This window comes from Tenacibaculum sp. Cn5-46 (genome assembly GCF_022347705.1).
In the GTDB taxonomy this organism is placed as follows: domain Bacteria; phylum Bacteroidota; class Bacteroidia; order Flavobacteriales; family Flavobacteriaceae; genus Polaribacter; species Polaribacter aiptasiae.
Map to the genome: position 1 here is coordinate 1 of NZ_JAKRGD010000005.1, position 23,773 is coordinate 23,773.

Consider the following 23,773-nt stretch of genomic DNA (forward strand, 5'->3'; position numbering starts at 1 on the left):
GAGCAACCGTTGGAGTTCCACAGTTATCTGCCTCGTCAGTTACATCTGCAATATTTACTGCTGGTACATCTCCTGAACACTGAACATTTACTGCTGCTGGATTGCTCGCTGTTGGATCAGTCGTGTCATTTACGGTGATTGTTTGTGTTACATTAATACTGTTTCCTGCCGCATCAGTTACACTATAAGTTCTAGTGATTACCTCTGGATTTGAGTTTCCATCACTTACATCACTTACATGAGCAACCGTTGGAGTTCCACAGTTATCTGCCTCGTCAGTTACATCTGCAATATTTACTGCTGGTACATCTCCTGAACACTGAACATTTACTGCTGCTGGATTGCTCGCTGTTGGATCAGTCGTGTCTATTTCTGTTACAGTTACAGTAGCTGTATTGTCTATTGTACATGGACTTGTAGCTGCTTGTGTATATGTATAAACTAATCCAACATTACTCCAAGTCCCTCCTCCCGCTGGACTACCTCCTAAAGCTCCAAATAACTGAGCTGTCGTTGGTGTATCCCCAGGACATACTTCTAAAGTTCCATTAGTACCGGCACTAGCAGGTTGCGCTTGAACTGTTATAGATATATTATCTTGTTCTATACAACTATTGTTTATAGTAGTAACTTCTACACGGTAACTATTCCCTGATAAAGCTGTTGTTGCATTTGTTATTGTTAAAGAAGCTGTATTTGTTCCACTATAAGGTGGTGAATTTGGTAAAGGAGTACTACTTGCCCCTAAATACCAATTATATATATAATCTCCAGCAGGAATAGCTCCCGCTGAATTTCTAACTCCTATAGGAGCAGCTGTTAATGTTATATTACTTCCTTCACATACTGAAGCGGGACTTGGTGTTATAGGTATACTAGAAATAACATCACCTATCCTTACTGCAGTTGTTATCGCTTGTGGACTACCTGCATTTGTAGGTACACCATTAGCATTTACACAAGCTGAAGACGTACAAAGCCTACCTGATGTTAAATCTGCAGCAACAAAACTACCTGCCGCTTCTATTGCGTCAAAACACCCATCTGCATCAGAATCAACTTCAAATGGATTTGTTTCTCCATCTGAATCAGAATCTAAAACCGTATAATTTAAATTAGCTCCAAACGTATCATTCGTTTCTATAGTATTGAATAAACCATTGGCCCCAGATCCAGTGTTTGCTCCATCAACTACTCCATCATTATTCGCATCTGCAACTCCACCTACAGCCAACACACCTGACTCGACAATATCGTAAATCCCATCATTATCTGAATCTAAGTCTAATTCATTACTGATTCCATCCCCATCTGTATCACAAATATTACTTGCCAACAAACTACCTCTTAATTCTTCAGGCCCTGGTCCTGTTTGATTTATAATTATAAAAGTATTATTTGCTAAAGGTGTCCAAGTAATTGTATTAAATGGTGTTCCGTCTTGAGCCACCATTGGCTCTAATGTTGTAGAAGTTGTTGTTCTTGTACCTAACAATGTAATTACTCCTGTTTCATCAATGGTTAACCTTAAACGCGGTAACCCATTAACATTTGGATTCCAAGGGCTCGAAATAAACGCGTTATCAGATTGAAATCTAAAATAGACTTCTCCTGTACCTAATGCTCCATTCTCAAATTCTAATATCGATGGATGCACTGGAGTTCCATTTACCGTCATTTGAAAAGAGTTATCTAACTCAGTTAAATCTAACCTAGCAAAACCTGTATCCGTATGATTTACTGTTACTTGACGATCACCTGATGCATTTGCAGAAGGTAGCAATGCTGTTGTTGCATTAGTACAGTATTCTTCCACATCAGTAATACCATCATTATCATCATCTAAATCACATTCATTATTAATACCATCTCCATCTGGATCATTAGCTGTAGGTGTTCCTACTATTGCTCCATCTGTACAAGGGTTTGCAATAACTACAGTCTGACATAAATTTAGTGTAAACAAATTTATAATACCATCATCAACTCCTAAGAAAGTATCTCTTCCTTGCAAACGCCACAATCCTGTAGAATTTTTACCATCAAAATCAGATAAATTTCCTATTGGTCGATAATTACCCGATAAATTCACATTCCCGGTTGGAAGAACATTCCCTGATTCATCATCAAAAGTAACATTCGAATAATTATCTCCACTACCTCCATTACCTGAAGACAAAAGAACTATAGTCCCATCAGGATGTCTAAGTCTTAAATCAATATCTGCATTCCAATTAATATTTATATTAACTAGTACATTTACATCTGTAATAGTAAACGAATCACTAACATTTACAGAAGCTATTGTTCTATAGTTACTATTATTAATATTCTGGGGAGTAGTATCTGAATAATTCGTACAAGTAGTTTGACCAAACGAATTATTAATAAGCAGAAATAATAAGAACACAAAAAACAGGGGTCCATTCTTTGAAGTGTCGGGGTAATTTTTCCTCATATTATTATATATATAACCTTATCCCAAATAAAATTTGGGAATTTTAATCTTTTTTTATAAAATGTTTGAGAATTTTTAAATCCCCAAGACTAACAATATCAACACTTTAAAATATTAATACTAATAGTTTGGGGGGACAACTGTAAGTAGTGCAAAGATAATTATAAATACTACTTTTCAAATTTTTAGATACTTTTTTTTACAAAAAGTCATATTATAGAAAAAATAAATAACAAATTAAATTTCAATAAAAAAACAAAATAAAAAGCTCTCTTTTTAAAACCATATAAGTTAATATTTTTCTAAATATAGGGTTTATTATTTAAAAAACAAAAAAAAGCCTTAAAAAGGCTTATTTAAAGTTTTAGACTATTTTTAATTTTTTCGATTGCAAAACCTATATCTTGTACCGTTGTCAACTTACTAAACGAAAATCTAACTGATGTTTTTTTCGATTCTTCTTCCGATAAAAAAGCACTCAAAACATGCGAACCTTTACTTGTCCCACTCTGACAAGCACTCCCTCCAGAAACTGCGACTCCAGCCAAATCTAAATTAAACAATAACATCTTCTCATTCACTGGAAAGCGCACATTTAATATTGTATAACTACTTTTTCTCATATTAGAAGATTCACCGTTAAACTCCACACCTTTAAAATGAGTTTTTAACTCACTTATCAAATAACTCTTCACCTCTTCTATAGATCCCTTATCATCTTCAAGGCTTCCACACGAAATACTCAAAGCCTTCTCCATACCTAAAACCGCATGTACATTTTCTGTACTAGACCTCGCTCCTCTTTCTTGATTACCTCCATGTAACATTGGCTTTAGAAGAATTCCTTTTTTCACATATACAAAACCCACTCCTTTAGGACCATGAAATTTATGAGCACTTGCAGCAATAAAATCTATTGGTGTTTTTTTCAAATCAATCTTATAGTGTCCAATTGCCTGAACCGTGTCTGAATGAAAATACGCTTGATACTTCTCACATAATAAAGCAACATCATCTATAGGCAATAAATTCCCTATTTCATTATTAACATACATTAAACTCACCAAAGTTTTTTCCTCCGACCTTTTTAAAACCTCCTCCAATTCATCTAATAAAACATTCCCCTTCTCATCTACATCAATATATTCTACAGCTACATTATAGCATTTCTGCAAATATTCAACTGTATGTAAAACTGCATGGTGCTCAATTTTAGAAGTCACTATTCTTGTTACACCAATATTCAAAACAGCATTATACAAAACCAAATTATCCGCCTCAGTCCCTCCTGCTGTAAAATAAATTTCACTTGACGAAATATTAAATTGTTTTGCTATATTTTTTCGAGCTGTTTCAACGGCTGCTTTTGCCTTTCTTCCAAACTGATGAGTAGACGATGGATTACCAAAATTACCTATCATTGATTGCCTCATAACCTCCACAACCTCTGGCAACATTGGCGTTGTTGCCGCATTATCTAAATAAACATTTTTCATTTCGCAAAATTACAATTAATTCACATTTTTATATACGTACACCTCCGTAGCTCCTTGCCCATACTTCTGATAAGAAGCATCATAATATCGTACATTATAATTATTCAACAAATACTGTAACTCACTTTTCAAAACACCTTCTCCAACTCCATGAATTAACACTAGTTTTGATATTCCTTTTGATATACAATACTCCAATTTTTGCTTTGCCAATTGAATTTGCTTTGACAAAATATCATATTTATCCATTCCTCTAACAGATTTCACAATCTTTTCTATATGCAAATCAACCTCCATAACCACTTCGTTTTTATCTTTAATAAAAGACGATTTCTTACTTTTAGTTCTCTGATTAATTTTTGCTTTTAATAATGGATTATTTATATCAATATATTTACTCAACTGATTTTGATCTGCTTCAATTTTCACCAATTCAGAAGCTAAAAAACAATACTCCATCCCTTCATCATCTTTAATAAAAAAACTATTTCCTTCTTTTTTTATTACGAATCCTCTAATATCAGCATCCAAAACCGCCACTTTATTACCTATTTCTAAACACATTCTTAACCTTTACTTAATTCTACAAAAGAGCTTTACAGTGTATTTTTGCACATAATTCTATTTTACAAAAGAACTGTAAATAAATGATAAAGACTAAAAATATTAGTACAAAAACTTTCTTTGAAGAAGCTCGAAAAGAAACTATTATTAATAATGACCGTTTAAATTTAATTGACGATATCGCTCATACTATCATTGATGAATTTAATGATAGAGAAAAAATTAATTTAAACTTTATTTGTACTCATAACTCAAGAAGAAGCCAACTAGCTCAAGTCTGGAGCTTTTACGCTATAGAATATTTTAATTTAAAAAACATTTTCACGTATTCTGGTGGTACAGAAATTACCGCTTTTCATAGAAACACTGTAAAATGTCTTCAAAAAACTGGCTTCAACTTTAATATCATAGATTTTTCACATCAGAACCCTCGTTATTTAATCTCTTTTCAAGGAACTAAAAAGTCTATTTTAGGTTTTTCAAAAACATATGATCATTCAAGTAACAGCTTTCCCTATATAGCAATTACAACTTGTGATAGCGCTGATGAAAACTGTCCTTTTATCCCTGACGCTATCTCTAGGTTTCACCTTCCTTTCAAAGATCCTAAAATTTCTGACAACACAGATTTAATGGAAGAAACCTACTTAAACACTAGTAAACAAATTGCCGGTGAGGTATTTTACATTTTTGAAACTATAAAAAACCATTTATAATTTAGACTTCTGTATTTTTATCGTACGGAATACTCTTTAAAACATGGTTAATCACATTAATACGAGCTATGGTTTTTCTATTAGCTCGTATCACTTTCCAAGGTGATGTTTTGGTATTCGTTTTAGAAAACATTGCTCTTTTATACTCAGTATAATCATCCCACAATTCTTGCGCTCTCATATCTACAGGCGTCATTTTCCACTGCTTTAATGGATTATTCTTAATATCTCTAAATCTCTTCGCCTGTTCTTTTTTATTGATTGACATATATATTTTTACCAACCTGATTCCTGACTCTAAAATCATTCTTTCAAAATCATTTACCTGATTCATAAATATTTGATATTGCTCTTGAGTACAAAAGCCATTTACAGGCTCTACCACAGCCCTGTTATACCAACTACGATCAAAAAACACAATCTCTCCCGCTTTTGGAAACTGCTCTACATAACGCTGAAAATACCATTGAGACTTTTGATCTTCATTTGGCTTAGGTAATGCCACAATTCTCATATGCCTTGGATTAATTCGTTCTGTAATTCTACGTATTGCGCCACCTTTTCCTGCTGCATCTCTTCCCTCAAAAAGCACTATGATTCGTTCATTATTATTTATTGCCCAAGTTTGTAAACGAATTAATTCTACTTGTAATTTTTTTAATTTTCGCTCATAATCAACGTAACGTAATGCACGTTCCAAATTAAAAGGTTTTGACAACACTGCCTTCAGCCCTCTATTCGTATTTAACTTATCTACATCTTTTTGTGTTAACTTTTCCATATTTTAATCTAAATGATTTGCTGAACGATAATAACGCATTACTATATTAGGATCAGGGTTTGATACCGTTTTAGACTCCTCTTCTTCCTCATAATTAAACTGAGACAAAACGTGTCTTATACACTCAACTCTCGCTTTCTTTTTATCATTTGTTTTTACAACTATCCAAGGACTATATGTTGTATGTGTTTTACTAAACATCTCATTTTTGTAATAAGTATATTTATCCCACAACTCTTGCCCTTTTTTATCTACTGGACTAAATTTCCATCTTTTCAAAGGATTGTCATTTCTTGCATCAAACCTACGTAATTGTTCATCTTTTGATATAGACAACCAAAACTTTATAATTATAACTCCATCTTCATACAACATATGCTCAAACTCTGGAACTTGCACTAAAAAAGTCTTATACTGTTCTTTTGTACAAAACCCCATTACCGGTTCTACAACTGCTCTATTATACCAACTACGATCAAAAAAAACAATCTCTCCTGGATTAGGTAATTCTTTAATATACCTTTGAAAATACCATTGCCCTTTTTCTACATCCGTTGGTTTATTTAAAGCCACTAAGCGCATAGATCTTGGATTTAAATGCTCCATGAAACGACGGATACTTCCTCCTTTACCTGCTGCATCTCTCCCTTCAAAAATAACAGCCACTCGTTTGTTATTTTTCGCTATCCATTGTTGCAATTTCACCAATTCTACTTGAAGTTCTTTTAACTCTTTTTCATAAGCCAACTTAACCTCTACTTTATCTATAGAAATTTTCTTCTTTTTGATCACCTTCAACAACTCTTCATTTGTTGAAACACTTTCAAAATCAGCAAGTGTAAGTTTCGCCTTTTCTTTCATTAAAAAAACTATTATAATTATGAATAAATTAACCCTCGTTTTGCTAAAATAAAACGATATTAGCAGTTATGAAAAAAATTAGCTTCTTTTTATTCTCCTTAATTTCAATTAATTTTTATTCTCAAAGAAAATACTCCAAAGAGTTTAGTTTTCTTAACGATAATGATCTATTTGTATCAACATCACAAGACAGATATTACACTAATGGAATGTTTTTCACTTACAGATACCTTAGCAAAAAAGAAGATGAAAACCTTGTAAAAAAATCATATGAGATTCAATTAGGTCATCATATGTACACACCATACAAAGCTACAGTTAACCAATTCATGAATCATGATCGACCTTTTGCTGGCTATCTATTTGGAAGTTTTGGTATTAATCGGTTTTATAAAAACGAATCTATCCTAAAAACCTCAATTCAAACAGGAATTATCGGGCCTTCCGCTCTTAGCAAGGATCTACAAGATTTTATCCATGATATTTATGGCTATAAAAAAGCTATTGGATGGAAATATCAAATTGCTGATGCTTTTGCTTTAAACTTTTCTGGAAGTTATATAAAAAAATTAGTAATTGACAAATCTAGAACTTTAGACGTTAACTGGGTAAACAATGCCAGATTAGGAACTGTTTATACAGACTTTTCTAGTGGTTTACTATTACGTATTGGATTAAAACCTTTACAGAAAATCACCAATTCTATTATTTTTAACGCTAACCTTAACAATGACAAAACTGGCTCTAATAACGAAATTGAATCTTTTCTTTTTATCAAACCAATGCTAACTTACGCTATCTACGATGCTTCTATTCAAGGTAGTTTTCTTAATAACAATAGCCCTATTACATTTGAACTTGAACCTTTTAGGTTTACAAACGAAATAGGAATACGCTTTACTGCCAATCGTTTTAACTTTGGATACTCAGTCCATTTTCACACAAAAAAACTAAAAAGCATTAGAGTTCCGAGAGGAAATTTTTATGGTTCAATACAGTTAAATTATCAGTTTAATTAATCATTTTTAACTATTAAAAAAATAATTTTTAAAATCATCAAATTAAGATATATTTGTAAATCTAATAAACAGAAACTATACTAAATGAAATTTATCGTATCTAGCTCTCAATTATTAAAACAACTACAAGTTTTAGGAGGAGTTATAAATAGCAATAACACATTACCTATTTTAGACAACTTCTTGTTTGAACTAAATGAAAACGAACTTAAAGTATCGTCGTCTGATCTTGAAACTACCATGACTTCTGTTGTTGAAGTTGAGAGTACTGACACTGGTGCTATTGCCATTAATGCTCGTTTATTACTAGATACTTTAAAAACATTTCCAGAACAGCCTTTAACATTTAAGGCTGAAGGAGATAGTACAATTGAAATTATTTCTGAGCAAGGTAAATACGACATGGCTTACTTTAGTGGTGAAGAGTTCCCTAAAGCTGTTGAATTACCTTCTCCTAGCAGCACTGAGATTCCTTCTCATATTTTAGCTACTGCAATTTCTAAAACAATATTTGCTGCTGGTAACGATGATTTAAGACCTGTAATGAGTGGTGTCTTTTTTCAATTTAATTCAAAAGAATTAACTTTTGTTGCCACAGATGCTCATAAATTAGTAAAATACACTCGTACTGATGTTACTGCTGATAAATCTGCTGAATTTATCATGCCTAAGAAACCTTTAAATTTATTAAAAGGAATTTTAGGAGGTTCTGACAACAATGTTGTTATTGAATACAATGAAACTAATGCTAAATTTACTTTTGAAAATGCGGTTTTAGTTTGTAGATTAATTGACGGTAAATATCCAAATTACGAAGCTGTAATCCCAAAAGAAAACCCAAACAAGCTTACTGTTGACAGGGCTTCTTTCTTAAATTCAGTTCGTCGTGTTTCTATTTTCTCAAGTAAAACTACACATCAGATTCGATTAAAAATGGCTGGAACTGAACTAAATATTTCTGCTGAAGATTTAGATTACTCAAATAAAGCTGATGAGCGTTTAAATTGCGATTACCAAGGTGATGATATGCAAATTGGATTTAACTCTCGTTTTTTAAGTGAAATGTTAAACAACTTAAACTCTAACGATGTTTTAATTGAAATGAGTTTACCAAATAGAGCTGGTATTTTAACTCCAATTGATGGCACTGAAGAAGGAGAATTAGTTACTATGTTAGTTATGCCTGTAATGCTTAACGGATAAGACATTCAAAATTATATATTAAAAGCCACAAATTTCCATTTGTGGCTTTTTTATTTATCTCTTAGTATCTCTCTTCTACTCCACTGTAAAAAAACTAATACCATAAACTATATTTTCTTTTTTAGAACTCTTTACGTTTTACAGCTGTTAATTCTTTTATAATTGCTTCCAAACTATTTTTAATAGTTATTTTTTGATAATGCCCCATCCCTACTTCTGCTAATTTTTTCAATTGTTTTTCATTAGCAATTCTTTTACCAAACCCAAAAACAGAAAGTACTATATTTTCTTTAGCTCCTTTTTTTACTTGATCAAAACTTTTTTGAGTTAATGCAAAATCTCCATCCGTAGCTAATATAATCCTGTTATTACCATTAGCAATGAATTTTGAACGTCCTATTTCAAGAGCCAAATCTAAACCTTTTGCCGCGTTTGTTTTTCCGCTAGAACTCAGTTTTTCGAGTAAATCTATTGACTTTGAATCTGTAAAAGAAACATCTGTCATAATAGCCTTAGCATCATTAGAATATATTACTACCGATAATCGATCATTTTTTCTTAAATGCAAAGAAAGTTGCTTTACAGAATTTTTAATCAATGGTAATTTTGTGTAGTGATTCATACTACGAGATACATCTAACAACAACACTGTATGATTAAAAGCATATGATTCTATAAATAAATTTTCAATTGTTGGCGTTGGGTGATTTGGTTGAGGCTCCATATCATACCATCCAAAATCAATTACTTTATGTAGCAAAAATTGCGGCGCTACTTTCATATATTTCGTTTCAATGCTAGAATTAGCAAAGTTATTATAGTAAGCAATAGCACTATTCAAATCATAATATGCATAATTGTATAGTCTACTAACATCTCTTTTTTTAGATTTTTTATTAGACAAACAACTACTACAACTTATCCCTTTTATAAATTTTCTTAAAACACTTCCAAACATATCATAGTCATCATGTATTGAATGTACAGTTTCATAAGTATAAGGATGAATACCTTGCAAATTTCTATTTCTGTTGTTTTTTAATTGATCTAACAGTTTACTTAAACCAACGGTATCTACTAATTTAGTTGACGAAATCTCCTGTTTTCTAATTTTTTTCAAGTACAAACGAGCAGTATCTATAGCCATTTCCATTTTCTTGACACTTAACACCCAAGAATTATTATTACTCGTAACAGGAAAGTATTTTCTATACACATTATGCACTAAGTTTTCAAATTCATAATTTAATTTACGTATCAACTCTTCAGCATTATCGAGCTTAGCTAAATTTAAATAAACACTATTAATTATTTTTTGATTATTAGACACAAGAGGTGCGTCTTTAGTTAAGTCATATATTTTTTTATGAGCTACAGCAAAATTTTCAATATTATTTTTAATCGAATCAAATAACGATATTATTTTAGACCGGTCAGTTATTGGAATATTTTCTTGTAATAATCTCGCTTCTTTCAATAAAGATTCTTTTTTCTTCAAATCATAAGAAAACATTTTAGCAGGTTTATTAAACCTAGGGACTCTTAATTGATATTTTGAAGATTTTTCAATAGAAGACTTGTAACTTTTGGCTACTTTCTCATTAAGATTTTGGTTAAAAGTTAAGTAGTTGAGTAACTTACGACCATATCCATTTTTTTTAGTTATAAAATTCAGGTAATCTATATGCACATTAAGTGTATTAGCTAATAAAGCCTGATTCGGTTTTTCTTCTTGTTGAGCGAAAGATGAAAAACAACATAGTAAAATAGTTAACAATAAGCTAATAATTCTCATAGAAGATAAAAAGAGTAGATGAATTCAATTTTTTGTTAAAACTACAAAAAACTATCTTTAACCTCACAAATTTCAATTCATTTAGCTTTACATTCCCTAATATTTCAGTAATTCAATAATTTAAACTCTAACGATGTCTTAACTCAAATGAGTTTACCAAGTAGAACAGGTATTTTAACTCCAATTTACAGCATTGAAAAAGGAGAATCATTTACTATATCAATTACATCTATAAATCTGAACAGATAATATTCTCAAATCTAATATATTACAAAGCTATAAACTTGCATCTCCTGCTTTTTCTTTTTAACTCCATAAAATCAAACAGTTACATTTATTAACATCTTTCCCTTTCAAAAATGATAAATAATTGTAAATTTACCTCTTTCAAACTTTTCATATTATAATGGGTAGAATAATAGCAATTGCAAATCAAAAAGGTGGAGTGGGTAAAACTACTACTACTGTAAACTTAGCAGCATCATTAGGTGTTTTAGAAAATAAAGTATTGTTAATTGACGCCGATCCCCAGGCGAATGCTACTTCTGGTTTAGGCTTAGATGTTGAAAGTGTTGAATTGGGTACATATCAGGTTTTAGAACATGCTATTCCTGTAAAAGATACTATTTTAAAAACAGATTCTCCTAATGTTGATTTGATCCCTGCGCATATTGACTTAGTTGCTATTGAAATTGAATTAGTAGATAAACAAGAAAGAGAATACATGCTTAAAAAAGCATTAGAAGAAGTTAAAGATGATTATGATTATATCTTAATTGACTGTGCTCCTTCTTTAGGTTTAATTACATTAAATTCGCTAGTATCGGCAAATTCTGTAATTATCCCTATTCAATGTGAATATTTTGCATTAGAAGGTTTAGGAAAATTACTAAACACTATTAAAAGTGTTCAAAAAATACACAATCCTGACTTAGATATTGAAGGTTTATTATTAACGATGTTTGATTCTCGTTTAAGACTTTCTAATCAAGTAGTTGAAGAGGTTAAAAAACACTTCAGTTCTATGGTATTTGAGACAATAGTGCATAGAAATATTCGTTTAAGTGAGGCACCTAGTTATGGTGAAAGTATAATTTCATACGATGCTACGAGTAAAGGTGCGGTAAATTACTTAAATTTGGCGAACGAAATTATAAACAAAAACGCATAATTATTGTAAATGGCAAAAGCAACAAAAAAACAGGCTTTAGGTAGAGGTTTATCAGCATTATTAAAAGAAACTGCAGAAGTAAATTCAGCAGAAGATAAAAACGCAGATAAACTAGTAGGTACAATTGTTGAATTAGATATTAAGTCTATAGATGTAAATCCGTATCAACCTAGAACTTATTTTGATGAAGAGGCCTTACAAGAATTAGCAAATTCGATTAAAGAACTTGGTGTAATACAACCTATTACAGTTCGTAAATTATCTAGTGATAAATTTCAATTAGTTTCTGGAGAACGTAGATTTAGAGCTTCTAAATTGATAGGAAACAAAACTGTTCCTGCATATATCCGTTTAGCTAACGATCAAGAAATGCTAGAAATGGCATTAGTTGAAAACATTCAACGTAAAAACCTTGACCCTATTGAAGTTGCACTTTCATACCAACGATTAATTGATGAAATTCAATTAACTCAAGAAGAGTTAAGTACTCGTGTTGGTAAAAAGCGTTCTACTGTTACAAACTATTTACGTTTATTAAAACTTGATCCTATTATCCAAACAGGAATGCGTGATGGTTTTATTTCTATGGGACATGGTAGAGCACTTATCAATGTTGATAGTAATTCTGATCAATTAAATATTTACGAAAAAATAGTTCGTGAAAAATTATCTGTTCGTCAAACAGAAGAATTAGTTAAGAATTTAAAAGCTGGTAAAGTAGCTAAAGCTAGCAAAAAGAAAGCTTTACCTAGCTTTGTTGCTGACAGTGTGAAAGAAATTAGCGATTATTTTGGACATAAAATTGATGTTAGTGTAAATAATCGTGGAAAAGGAAAAATATCTATTCCTTTTCATTCTGAAGAAGATTTTAATAGAATCAAAAACCTTTTAAAGTAATTGAACATTCGACTTATCATATTCGTTTTTTTATGTGTTTCTTTTAGTCAAACTTCATTTGCGCAAAAAGATTCAACAGCTATTAGAGCTAAACAATTACAATTAGGTAGCGATAAATACAATCCTTTATCACCTTCAAAAGCAGCTTTTTATTCAGCGATTTTTCCTGGAGGTGGTCAAATTTATAATAAAAAATATTGGAAAGCCCCCATTGTTTGGGCTGCCATAGGAGCTAGTGTTTACTTTTACGTTGACAATAGTAATGAATACGATCGTTTTAGAACCGCTTTTAAGCTTCGTAGTCAAGGACTTCCTGATGAGTTTGATGGCTTAAATGGGAACCCAAGTATTTCAACTACTGGTTTAGAAAATGCACAAAAAACATTACGTGAAAACCGAGATCTTTCACTTTTAACAGGTGTTTTACTATATGTTTTACAAATTGTAGAAGCTAGTGTTAATGCTCATTTATTGCAATTTGACACTGATGATAGCTTATCTATAAATCCTACAATTCAACCAGATCCTATGCTTATTGAAGCGCCAAAAGTTGGTTTAACTTTAAAATATTCTTTTTAAAAATGAAAATAGCCTTACTTGGTTATGGTAGAATGGGTAAAGAAATTGAAAAAATTGCTTTACAAAGAGGTCATGAAATAGTAATCAAAACTTCTGGAAAAGAAGAATATAACATTACCGATGCTGATGTTGCTATTGATTTTAGTGTACCTTCTTCTGCATTTAATAATATAACAAACTGTATTAACAATAAAATACCTGTAGTTTCTGGAACTACTGGTTGGTTAGAACATTACAATTCTGTTGTTGAGCTTTGTAATGAAAAAGAAGGAGCTTTTATTTACGCTTCAAATTTTAGCCTGGGGGTTAATGTATTCTTTGAATTAAACAAACAACTTTCTAAAATGATGAATACGTTAAATCAATATAATGTTTCTATTGAGGAAATTCATCATACTAAAAAATTAGATGCCCCGAGTGGAACTGCTATTACTCTTGCTGAAGGAATTATTGAAAATTCTGACAAAACAGCTTGGGAGTTAGATCAAAAAACATCGGAAAATAATATTCCTATTTCCGCTATTAGAACACCTGAAGTTCCTGGTACACATACAGTAACTTATAACTCAGAAATTGATACTATAGATATAAAACATACAGCTCATAATAGACAAGGTTTTGCCTTAGGTGCTGTAGTAGCTGCTGAATGGTTAATTTCTAAAACTGGAGTTTATACTATGAGAGATGTGTTAAACTTAGGTTAATTAGGTAACAAATACAGAAAAAAGACACTAATACTATTGAATTTTATTCCTTTTAAAAGGAAACCAAAATATATACATTATGACATTTACTGAATGGTTTATATTCTTCTTAATACTTCAAGTAATTCATTTTTTAGGAACTTGGAAACTTTATGTTAGAGCTGGAAGACAAGCATGGGAAGCTGCTATTCCTGTTTACAATGCTATAATTTTAATGCAAATTATAAACAGACCTAAATGGTGGGTCATTTTGTTATTCTTTCCTATTGTAAACCTGTTAATGTTCCCTATTATTTGGGTAGAAACTTGTAGAAGTTTTGGTTTTAATCAGCGAAAAGATACTATTCTAGTCATCTTAACTTTAGGACTGTATATTTACTACATAAATTATGCAACTGAAGCTAAATATATTGAAAATAGAAGTTTAGAACCTAGATCTGAATTAGGTGAATGGGTTAGCTCTATTTCTTTTGCGATTATTGCTGCTACTTTAGTGCACACATATTTTATGCAACCATATACAATCCCTACTTCTTCTTTAGAGAAAACACTATTAGTTGGAGATTATTTATTTGTAAGTAAATTTCACTATGGAGCTCGAGTACCAAATACTGTTGTTGCTGCACCAATGGCTCATGATACTATACCTGGTTTAGGTATAAAATCTTATTTATCTGATGACAAAAATGAAGATAGCTTTTTAAATAAACTTTCATTACCATACATGCGTTTACCTGGTTTTCAAAAAATTAAACGTAATGATATTGTCGTATTTAGCTGGCCTGCGGATACTTTGGCTTTAATGTGGGGAGATAGATCTGGAAAGTCAACATACAAACCAATTGACAAAAGAACAAACTATGTAAAAAGAGCTACTGGTATACCAGGAGACACTTTAGAAGTTAGAGAAGGTTATGTTTACATTAATGGTAAAAAAACTGTATTACCAGACAGAGCTAAACCACAATGGTACTTTAAAGTTGATACAGACGGTAAAGATTTGCCTATGAGTGTTATAAATGAATATAACAAAAATGGAGAAGGTAAAATGTCTAATGATCGTGCTTTTTATTATTTCAATTTAACAGATGATGAAGCAAAATCTTTAAGTAAAAACCTACTTATAAAAAGTGTTACAAAATTTTTAAAACCTAAAGGATTTTATGACAAATCTGTTTTCCCTCACAGCCCAAAATATGCTTGGTCTGGTGACAACTTCGGCCCTATTTACATTCCTAAAAAAGGAGCTACGGTTGAATTAAATGAAAATACAATTCCTTTTTACGAACAAATTATTAGAAGATACGAAAATAACGATTTAACGATATTTGGAAACAACATCTATATCAACGGTAAAAAAGCCAAAACATACACTTTTAAGCAAGATTATTACTGGATGATGGGAGATAACCGTCAAAACTCATTAGACGCTAGAAATTGGGGATATGTACCAATTGACCACGTTGTTGGTAAACCTGTTATGATATGGTTAAGTTGGGATCCTAATATTTCTATTCTTGACTTTGGTGCTAAAATAAAATCAATACGTTGGGATAGAATGTTTACAACAGTTGGTGGATCTGGTAAACCTACTTCTTATTTATGGGTTGTAATTCTTTTAATTGCTGGATACACAGTTTATAGTTTTAGGAAAGGTAAAAAGAACAAAGCTTAATGGCATTATTTATTCCTACATACTTTGCTCCTATTTCACAATATGCAGCAATATATCAATCAGACTCGATTTGTTTTGAAATACATGATAATTATCAAAAACAAACATATCGTAATCGTTGCTATATATATGGAGCTAATGGTAAACTTGCCTTAAATGTACCTGTAAAACATAAAACAAAAGTTGGTAGAAAGAAAACTAAGGATACTTTAATTGAAAATGATTTTCCTTGGCAATCACAACATTTTAAATCCTTACAATCAGCTTATCGATCTTCACCTTACTTTGAGTTTTTTGAAGATGATTTATCAAAAATTTTCACTAAAAAATACACTTTTTTACAAGATGTAAATATTGATTGTCATTTATTTATTGCTGATGCTTTACAAATGGATACTTCTTTTGATAAAACTGAAAATTATAATTTAACACCAGAAACCATTGATTATAGAAATTTAGCTCTTGCTAAAAAAGGTTTGGAAATTGAACTAGATACTTATGTTCAAATGTTTGATGACAAATACGGATTTATACCCAATTTATCTATTCTTGACTTACTTTTTATGGAAGGTCCAAATGCTATTAGTTTTTTAGAAAAAATTAATGTAAATTTGAAGTAAACCACAACTTAACAGCAACTTATGTCTTTTTTCAGAAACTTTGTTTTTAATTTTTATGATAAAGTTTCAGAGAATTCTTTTGAAGAGTTTAATAGATTAATGTTCTCCAAAAGTTTTTCCAAAGACCATAAACTTGTTGATTTAAATCAAACTCCTACAAACTTTTATATTTTAAAATCTGGTGTTGTCAGATCTTTTTTAGTTGATGAAAAAGGCAAAGAATATACTAAAACTATATTTGTCCCAATAACTACAACAGGTAACTTAGGAGCTTTAATTACAAATACTCCTTCTAATTTAATTTATGAATGCTTAACCGATTGTGAAGTTTTAGAATGTAATTACCAATCATTTTATAATTTATCATTAAAACATCATGATCTTTCTATTTTTCATTACAAAGTCTTAGAACACATATATATGAGAGAGGAAGCAAAAATACTTGAGCTATCAATATTAGATGCTTCTCAAAGATATGAAAAGCTTAAAAAGAGACTTCCGAATATTGATAATTTAATCAATCAATACCATATCGCTTCTTATTTAAATATTACTCCTGTTCAATTAAGTCGTATTAAAAAGAATAGTTATAAATAACTCTTTTCTTAACATATGTTAATGCGTAAATTTTAAATCTCTTTTACATTCGTAACGTAATTAACAAGTTACATACTTGAAAAAAAAATCCCCTAATTAATACTTTTTTTTCAATAGTCAGACTTATCCCCTTATATAAGTCTGATTTTTTGCGTCTATTTTTTTTATCTCATAATTTTCATTAAATTTAGCTACTCTCAAAAGGGGCTAACTTGTTAATTTATATATATTTATGAGAAATGATATTGAGCAATTTCTTTATCAATTTACCGGTATACCTAGTAATATCATCTCTATTTTTGAAAATCTAGTTACTTATTCCGAATTGGAACCTTTAGATTTTTTAGTAAAAACTAATGAATATCCTACTGATTTTTTCATTATTAAAACAGGAATAGTTAGATCTTATCTTGAAACAGAGACTGGAAAAGAAGCTACCAGAACTTTTTTTACTTCTGGTCAAACTACTGGTGGAGCCTCAGCCATGATGAGAGAAATCCCTTCTGAACTTAATTATCAAGCTTTAACAAAAGTAACTGGCTATAGAGGTAGTTTTCAAAAATTTAAAGAACTCACTTTGAAACACCATGAGATGAGTACTTTTTATGTAAAAATCTTAGAAGACGCCTATTTAAAGGCTGAAAATATTATCCTTGACATTTCTATGTATACTGCAAAAGAAAGATATTTAAAACTGAGGAAAAGAATCTCAGGAATAGATAATTTGATTGCTCAAAAACACATCGCTTCATTTCTTAACATCTCCCCTGTTCAATTAAGTAGAATTAAAAAAACTTTATAAAAACTCTTTTTTTATAAACATATGTTAATCAAAAACATACAAAAACAACTATATATTTGCCGCCGAAATATTCCCCTTATTTCTTTTTCCCTTATTAAAGACTTATTCCTCTTGTGAATACAGTCTTTTTTTATTTAATAAATCTAGCTACTAGGTTATTAATTTGACTAGATATTGATAGCTTTATTACAATAAATACATAAACTACAATTATCAAAATACTCTTCAAGATAATATTAACTATTGGATCCAATGGAAAATCGAAAGCTGAAAACTCAGGGACTGAAAAATTCCAAAAATAAAAAGCAAAAAACATCGCTACAATTACTAAAAGTATTTGTAATGTTTTTCTTGTATAAGGAAACATTCTTAGCTTATTACTTACAAACCATAATTTAAAAATATTGAAGAATAAAATAGTTAATAAGGTAGCTAATGCTAAACCTTCGGTTCCCATCCCTATATAATTATAAAAGAATTTATTTAAATAAAACACCAAAAAAGCAGATCCTACTCCTATTGGCATTACAATTCTATAAAATTTAGAGTTGGTTATAATTGCACCATTGCTTCCCAAAGACATCAAAAATAACTTACCAATAGATATTAATAAAACCACTAATATTCCTCCTTCTCCATAGTTCTTATTAGGCATAATTCTAAACAATTCAGCTACATTACAATTTACCAAAACAAAAAACAATCCTCCAATAACCAATAAATTAATTGAACTCTTCTTATACAAACTTTCGGTTTCCTTTACATTATTATCGTTTATAGATTTAGATGTAAGAGGTTGTAAAATTTGCCCCATTGCTCTACTTGGAGCTTCTATAAATGTTCCTATAAAAAGCGCTACACCATAATAAGCAGCTGTAGCAAAACCATCTTTTCCTGGTATCATTATTTTATCAATATCTAATACAATTGCACCTGCACTTCCTGCCAATACTATATAAAATGTATAACGTAATACTTCTTTAAAATTATAAGGCAACGAAAAGGTTATTTTAGGCTTATATAACCTAAATGCATACAACATCATTAAAAATGTTCTTAAAATGTATGCTATAGCCATATAATATAGAAATTCTTGCTTAGTTATGAGCTCAAAGTTTACAGCAAACAGCATAATCATTATAGCTACTCTATTATAAAGTTCCTTTAAAAGGTTTCCAAAAACTGATTGCATTTGGACTTTTGCCCATGAATAAAAAACTTCAAAATAAGCACAAGCTACAGCAATAATATATATGTATATCGTATAACTTTCTACAATTTGATTTCCTTCAACATTACTTTTTGAAATATAATCCATAATTTGATTATGAAAGAAATCCCAGAAAAAACCTACTGGTAATGCAACTAGTAAAGGGAGAAATAAAACTGAACTTAAAAAATTATCTTTTTCTGTTTTTGTCTTATACCCTGAAAAAAACTTAATAATAGTGTAATGAACTCCTAAAGCTATTATTGGCAATAATAAATTAGATGCTGCAAACACATACATTGCCAGTCCATAATATTCATCTTTTAAAAATCTTGAATATAAAACTATTGTATTGATTCCTCCTATTAAAAAACCTAAATAGATTATAATTGTGTTTTTAAATGATTGTTTAAATACAATTCCCAATTTATTCTTGAATTAATTTTTTTATTGACTGATATATCTTTTCTCCAACATTATCTCCATATAATTTTTCTTCAAAGCTCTTATTTGCTGTTAAGAAATTCTCATATGCTTCAATAATATTTGTATAATTTGTTCCTGCTAACTTAGCATAATTATTATTAACAAGCTCCACCCACTCAGTTTCTTCTCTTGCAACAATACAATGCTTCTTATTAAAAAAAGCTTCTTTTTGTAATCCTCCACTATCAGTAACAACTAAACTACAATTTTTTAATAGCTCTAGCATATCAAAATAACCTACTGGCTCTATGAAAGTAATAGCTGGTGTTAAACCATAAAACTCAAGTTTCTTTTTGGTTCTTGGGTGCAAAGGCAATACCACTTTTTTAGACTCATTTATTTTTTCTAAAGCTTGAAAAACCTCTGTTAGTTTTTCTTTTTCATCGGTATTTTCTTGTCGGTGAATTGTAGCTAACACAAATTCATCTTTATTTAGTTTTAAATCGCTTATAATAGTCGATTTTTCATTTGAAAACTTACCATAAAACTCTACTGCATCTTTCATTATATCACCATGTTGCTCTACAGTTATTGATAAGTTATCAAACCCTTCTTTCTTCAAATTTTCTACTGCTACTGCTGTTGGACAACTTAACAAGTTCGCAATTCTATCTGTAACAATTCTATTTACCTCTTCTGGCATTTGCATATTAAAAGAACGCAATCCTGCTTCAACATGCACTACTTTTATATGCATTTTTTTTGCAGCTAAAGCACCAGCTATAGTCGAGTTTGTATCACCATATACTACAACTGCTTCTGGTTTTTCTTCTTCTAAAATTTTTTCAATTCCTTCAAGCATTTGACCAGTCATTGCTCCATGACTTAATCCGTTTATATTTAAATTATATTTAGGCTTAGGAATTTGCATTTCATTAAAAAAAACGGCACTCATGTTTTCATCAAAATGTTGTCCTGTATGAACAATCACTTCTTCTACTTCATTATACTTCCCTATAACCCTGCTTAAAACTGCTCCTTTTACAAATTGAGGTCGGGCTCCTAATATAGTTACTATTTTTTTCAAGAACTTACTACTTGTTTTAGTATTACTGATAATTGCTTGGTTAATTCTTTTCTATGATATTTTTCTATACCTAGAGAAGATATTCTCAAATCATTTTGTTTGTACTTTTGATACAAACTTAAGACCACTTGCTTTATTTTTTCTTTTGCTTCAAAATTAACTATAGTTCCCGATTGAGTTTTATTTAAAATTTCAGCTAAATCTCCATCCTCTGGTCCAATTGCTAAGATAGGACGTTTTGCTTGTAAATATTCGAAAATTTTCCCTGTAATAATACCTTTAGCACTAGGTACTTTATTTACCGCCAGCAATAACACCTGAGATTTCCTTTGATACTGCTGCACCTCTTGATGAGGGACATAACTTATTTTAGTTACATTTTGAAATTTATAGTTTTTTAAACTGCTTTCAACTTCACTCGCAATTTTTCCTATTAGCTTTATTTCTAAATCGTTTTTAAAGTCTGAATACTCTTCTGACAACTCAGATAATGCTTCCCATAATATCTTAGGGTTTCTATCTGCATTCATCAAACCTATATGAGTAATTGAAAAACTTTTATCTAATACTATTTCCTCTCCCTTTACTGCATCAAGTTCTGTATCATATCCATTAGTAACTACATGAATATTTTTTGAATATTCTTTATAGTTTTCTTTCATCGTTTTCCCTATTACTAAACTAGCATCGGCCTCTTTCAATACTTCCTTTTCTAATTCAAAATGCTTCTTTTTCGCTTTTTCAGTTAGCGGTAATTGATGAAAATAATCTATATCTGTCCATGGGTCACGAAAATCAGCTACCCATTTTATATTTAGATCTTTTTTTAATTGTAATCCTATTAAATGTAAACTATGTGGTGGTCCTGTAGTAATTACCACATCAATGGAATTATTTTTTAAATAATTTTTTAAATAATTTACTGAAGGTTTAATCCAAAACTTTCTTGCATCTGGAATAAAATAATTAGCTCTGATATATTGCATTATTTTTCCAAAAAAAGTTGGATTAGGATTTAAAAAACCTGCACTTGTTTTCGTACTCTTTTTCTTGAAACGTGAAAGTACATCATTAGGCTCCCAAATACTATTCTTTAACAATTCTACACTATCTGGAACATCTTTTTCTAAAGATGAATCTATAATAGGGTAATTGGCCTCATCTACAGTATAGATTACTGGTTCAATATTAAAGTTTCGTAAATATTTTACAAACTTCAACCAGCGTTGAACACCAGAACCTCCCGCTGGCACCCAATAATATGTTACAATTAATACTTTCAATTATAAACCAGCGTATAAATTTATTAGCTCTTTAGATGTTTTATCCCAAGTAAATTCGTTTTGAACAAAACCTCTTCCATTCTTTCCTAATTGCTCTCTTAATAAAGGATTATTATATAATTCTAAAACTTTATTTTCAAAATCTTCTACGTCTTTTTCTTTATGAACTAAACCTGTATTATATTCTTCTACTAATTTTTTCTGAGCTGTGGCATTACTCACTATTAAAGGTTTACCTAAACTCATATATTGAAATAATTTATTAGCATAAGTTGTATCATGATGAATATTTCTGTGCAATGGTGATAAACAAACATCACTTTCTTGAATATACTTTACAAAAGTAGATTCATTTTGCCAACCTTGAAAATTAACATAGTTAGTTATTTTCAATTTATCCACTTCTAATTTTAATTCATTCGTTACTTTACCAACTATAACTAATTTTATATTTTTTATAGCCTTTGCTAATTTAGGCAAACTTCTAACAACGGTTTTCAAACCTCTTCTTTCTCCTGTATCTCCTATATACAATAATACAAAATTGTCTTTCTTTTTATTTTCAGAAACTTCAACTAGACTTTTTTCATAGAATGAAGATCTAACTGTATTCGGAACTACTGAAATAGTGTTTGAATCAATTTTTGTTCTTTCTACAATTTCTTCCTTAGCATCTTTTGTTACTACAATAACACGATTAGCTTTTTTTATAAAGGATTCTTCTTTTTCTTTCCATTTTTTGGGAGAAATAAGCACATTAGAAGGAAATCTTTTTAAATGAGGATAAAACTTCATTATTTCAGGTCTGTTTTCATGCAAATCTAAAACAATTGGTAACCCTAGTTTTTTATTGGCCTTAAAAACAGCTTCTGCAATTACCATGTCATGAATATGAATGGCTTCAATTCTAGTTTCTTTTAAAAAATGATTTATTTTCTTTTCCATTAAAATAGAATACAATGGAATTGTGTAAGCTAATGCCGATAATTTATATTCTAGCTTATTACTCTTATACCTTTTTATCGTAATTTGATTAACCTCTTCTTCTTTCTTTTGATTTGTATATGTTAGACAAAATAAAAAAACCTCATGACCATTATTGATTAACTCAATGGCCTCATTCTCCACCCTTGGGTCTGGGGGAAATATTTTATCTAAAATCATTCCTATCCTCACTGCTACTTCTTTTTTTCTGCGTAAACAGCATAATAACGAGGAGTGAATTTTCTTAAAATTGGTCGAAATCCTATTTTATTAATTGGACTTGTCCATTTCTTTCTATCCAGAATTTCCCAACCTGTTTTTTCTAATAACCAATCGTACTGCCAATCTTCAAATTCATGATAATGTCTATCCCACATATCCGTTTTACTTCTATAGGCATTAGTAAACCATAATTTCAAAGGTATAGTTGTTACTATTTTTTGAGCTTCAATTTCTCTAAGTACATTAAACGGTGCTAATAAATGCTCAAAAATCTCGAAAGCTGTTACAACATCTACTTTATATTCTTTTACTATCTCTGGTAATAAATCTAAGTCTTCGCCATTTGTGTTATAAACTGTATAACCATTATTCTCCATTATTTCTGAAAAAGGATTACGAACTCCTAAGTCTAAAATAACTGCTGGAGCTGAAACATGCTTTTTTAAAAATTCTAAGGTGTGATTATATCTTTTCTCTGGTAATTTAGAGTACATAAATAATAATTTGAAACAAATGTATTATTATTTTATTTTTTACAATAGCAATCTCTTTGAATAATCAGTTTAAAACTCTTGAATTTATTATAAAATAAAAAAAGTGGAGATCAATCTCCACTTTTTTAC

General features: G+C 30.2%; 22 protein-coding genes. 11 read left to right on the plus strand and 11 right to left on the minus strand.

Annotated features, from left to right (window positions below):
• The 3 genes from MHN29_RS10685 to MHN29_RS10695 all read right to left on the minus strand — a co-directional run.
• Window positions 1-2,458 (minus strand): proprotein convertase P-domain-containing protein (locus tag MHN29_RS10685; RefSeq protein WP_239176077.1); only part of this gene is annotated, 2,458 nt, incomplete at its 3' end.
• A 356-nt stretch (window positions 2,459-2,814) separates the two neighbouring features.
• The gene (locus MHN29_RS10690) at window positions 2,815-3,954 is read right to left on the minus strand and encodes a cysteine desulfurase family protein (RefSeq protein ID WP_235275665.1); all 1,140 of its coding nucleotides are present in this window, start codon (window positions 3,952-3,954) and stop codon (window positions 2,815-2,817) included.
• 15 nt (window positions 3,955-3,969) lie between these two features.
• The gene (locus tag MHN29_RS10695; RefSeq protein ID WP_235275666.1) at window positions 3,970-4,518 is read right to left on the minus strand and encodes a Smr/MutS family protein; all 549 of its coding nucleotides are present in this window, start codon (window positions 4,516-4,518) and stop codon (window positions 3,970-3,972) included.
• 83 nt (window positions 4,519-4,601) lie between these two features.
• Here MHN29_RS10695 and MHN29_RS10700 point away from each other — a divergent pair, with 83 nt between their 5' ends.
• Window positions 4,602-5,234 (plus strand): hypothetical protein, encoded by a 633-nt coding sequence (locus tag MHN29_RS10700; RefSeq protein ID WP_235275667.1) that lies wholly within the window; start codon window positions 4,602-4,604, stop codon window positions 5,232-5,234.
• A 1-nt stretch (window position 5,235) separates the two neighbouring features.
• On the opposite strand, the gene ppk2 (MHN29_RS10705) is transcribed toward MHN29_RS10700, so the two are convergent.
• Both ppk2 (MHN29_RS10705) and ppk2 (MHN29_RS10710) read right to left on the minus strand, forming a co-directional pair.
• Window positions 5,236-6,015, minus strand: coding sequence for a polyphosphate kinase 2 (gene ppk2, locus MHN29_RS10705; protein WP_235275668.1), 780 nt, complete (start codon window positions 6,013-6,015; stop codon window positions 5,236-5,238).
• Between the two features lie 3 nt (window positions 6,016-6,018).
• Window positions 6,019-6,876, minus strand: a complete 858-nt coding sequence (gene ppk2 / locus MHN29_RS10710) for a polyphosphate kinase 2 (RefSeq protein WP_235275669.1) — start codon at window positions 6,874-6,876, stop codon at window positions 6,019-6,021.
• A 68-nt stretch (window positions 6,877-6,944) separates the two neighbouring features.
• On the opposite strand from ppk2 (MHN29_RS10710), the gene MHN29_RS10715 reads away from it, so the two are divergent.
• Both MHN29_RS10715 and dnaN read left to right on the plus strand, forming a co-directional pair.
• Window positions 6,945-7,895 carry a lipid A deacylase LpxR family protein gene (locus MHN29_RS10715; protein WP_235275670.1) on the plus strand — a complete coding sequence of 317 codons (951 nt, stop codon included), beginning with the start codon at window positions 6,945-6,947 and terminating at the stop codon, window positions 7,893-7,895.
• An 84-nt stretch (window positions 7,896-7,979) separates the two neighbouring features.
• Entirely contained in the window at window positions 7,980-9,098 is a 1,119-nt protein-coding gene (dnaN, locus tag MHN29_RS10720) for a DNA polymerase III subunit beta (protein ID WP_235275671.1), read from the plus strand.
• Window positions 9,099-9,219: 121 nt separating this feature from the next.
• Here the strand turns inward: dnaN and MHN29_RS10725 are convergent, their stop codons facing one another.
• The gene (locus MHN29_RS10725) at window positions 9,220-10,893 is read right to left on the minus strand and encodes a VWA domain-containing protein (protein ID WP_235275672.1); all 1,674 of its coding nucleotides are present in this window, start codon (window positions 10,891-10,893) and stop codon (window positions 9,220-9,222) included.
• Between the two features lie 406 nt (window positions 10,894-11,299).
• Between MHN29_RS10725 and MHN29_RS10730 the strand changes: the two genes are divergently transcribed.
• The 8 genes from MHN29_RS10730 (at window position 11,300) to MHN29_RS10765 (ending at window position 17,938) form a co-directional block, all read left to right on the plus strand.
• Entirely contained in the window at window positions 11,300-12,064 is a 765-nt protein-coding gene (locus MHN29_RS10730; RefSeq protein ID WP_150900772.1) for a ParA family protein, read from the plus strand.
• Between the two features lie 9 nt (window positions 12,065-12,073).
• Window positions 12,074-12,961 carry a ParB/RepB/Spo0J family partition protein gene (locus MHN29_RS10735; protein ID WP_235275673.1) on the plus strand — a complete coding sequence of 296 codons (888 nt, stop codon included), beginning with the start codon at window positions 12,074-12,076 and terminating at the stop codon, window positions 12,959-12,961.
• On the plus strand, window positions 12,962-13,540 hold the full coding sequence (locus MHN29_RS10740; protein ID WP_235275674.1) for a DUF5683 domain-containing protein: 579 nt from the start codon (window positions 12,962-12,964) through the stop codon (window positions 13,538-13,540). It abuts the gene before it with no gap.
• A gap of 2 nt (window positions 13,541-13,542) precedes the next feature.
• On the plus strand, window positions 13,543-14,244 hold the full coding sequence (dapB, locus tag MHN29_RS10745; RefSeq protein ID WP_235275675.1) for a 4-hydroxy-tetrahydrodipicolinate reductase: 702 nt from the start codon (window positions 13,543-13,545) through the stop codon (window positions 14,242-14,244).
• Between the two features lie 79 nt (window positions 14,245-14,323).
• Window positions 14,324-15,919, plus strand: coding sequence for a signal peptidase I (gene lepB / locus MHN29_RS10750; protein WP_235275676.1), 1,596 nt, complete (start codon window positions 14,324-14,326; stop codon window positions 15,917-15,919).
• The gene (locus MHN29_RS10755) at window positions 15,919-16,539 is read left to right on the plus strand and encodes a WbqC family protein (RefSeq protein WP_235275677.1); all 621 of its coding nucleotides are present in this window, start codon (window positions 15,919-15,921) and stop codon (window positions 16,537-16,539) included. The genes lepB and MHN29_RS10755 overlap by 1 nt, the downstream gene beginning before the upstream one ends.
• A gap of 21 nt (window positions 16,540-16,560) precedes the next feature.
• Complete coding sequence (locus tag MHN29_RS10760; protein WP_235275678.1) at window positions 16,561-17,136, plus strand: Crp/Fnr family transcriptional regulator; 576 nt, start codon at window positions 16,561-16,563, stop codon at window positions 17,134-17,136.
• 232 nt (window positions 17,137-17,368) lie between these two features.
• Window positions 17,369-17,938, plus strand: coding sequence for a Crp/Fnr family transcriptional regulator (locus tag MHN29_RS10765; protein ID WP_235275679.1), 570 nt, complete (start codon window positions 17,369-17,371; stop codon window positions 17,936-17,938).
• 130 nt (window positions 17,939-18,068) lie between these two features.
• On the opposite strand, the gene MHN29_RS10770 is transcribed toward MHN29_RS10765, so the two are convergent.
• From MHN29_RS10770 to MHN29_RS10790, 5 genes are read right to left on the minus strand one after another with little or no spacing between them, the layout of a single operon-like run.
• Window positions 18,069-19,574, minus strand: a complete 1,506-nt coding sequence (locus MHN29_RS10770; RefSeq protein WP_235275680.1) for a lipopolysaccharide biosynthesis protein — start codon at window positions 19,572-19,574, stop codon at window positions 18,069-18,071.
• 1 nt (window position 19,575) lies between these two features.
• The gene (gene wecB, locus MHN29_RS10775; protein WP_235275681.1) at window positions 19,576-20,661 is read right to left on the minus strand and encodes a non-hydrolyzing UDP-N-acetylglucosamine 2-epimerase; all 1,086 of its coding nucleotides are present in this window, start codon (window positions 20,659-20,661) and stop codon (window positions 19,576-19,578) included.
• Window positions 20,658-21,944 (minus strand): glycosyltransferase family 4 protein, encoded by a 1,287-nt coding sequence (locus MHN29_RS10780; protein WP_235275682.1) that lies wholly within the window; start codon window positions 21,942-21,944, stop codon window positions 20,658-20,660. Before MHN29_RS10780 ends, wecB begins: the two co-directional genes overlap by 4 nt.
• Complete coding sequence (locus MHN29_RS10785; RefSeq protein WP_239176078.1) at window positions 21,945-23,108, minus strand: glycosyltransferase family 4 protein; 1,164 nt, start codon at window positions 23,106-23,108, stop codon at window positions 21,945-21,947.
• Window positions 23,109-23,122: 14 nt separating this feature from the next.
• Window positions 23,123-23,644, minus strand: coding sequence for a methyltransferase (locus MHN29_RS10790; protein WP_235275684.1), 522 nt, complete (start codon window positions 23,642-23,644; stop codon window positions 23,123-23,125).
• Window positions 23,645-23,773 lie beyond the last annotated feature (129 nt).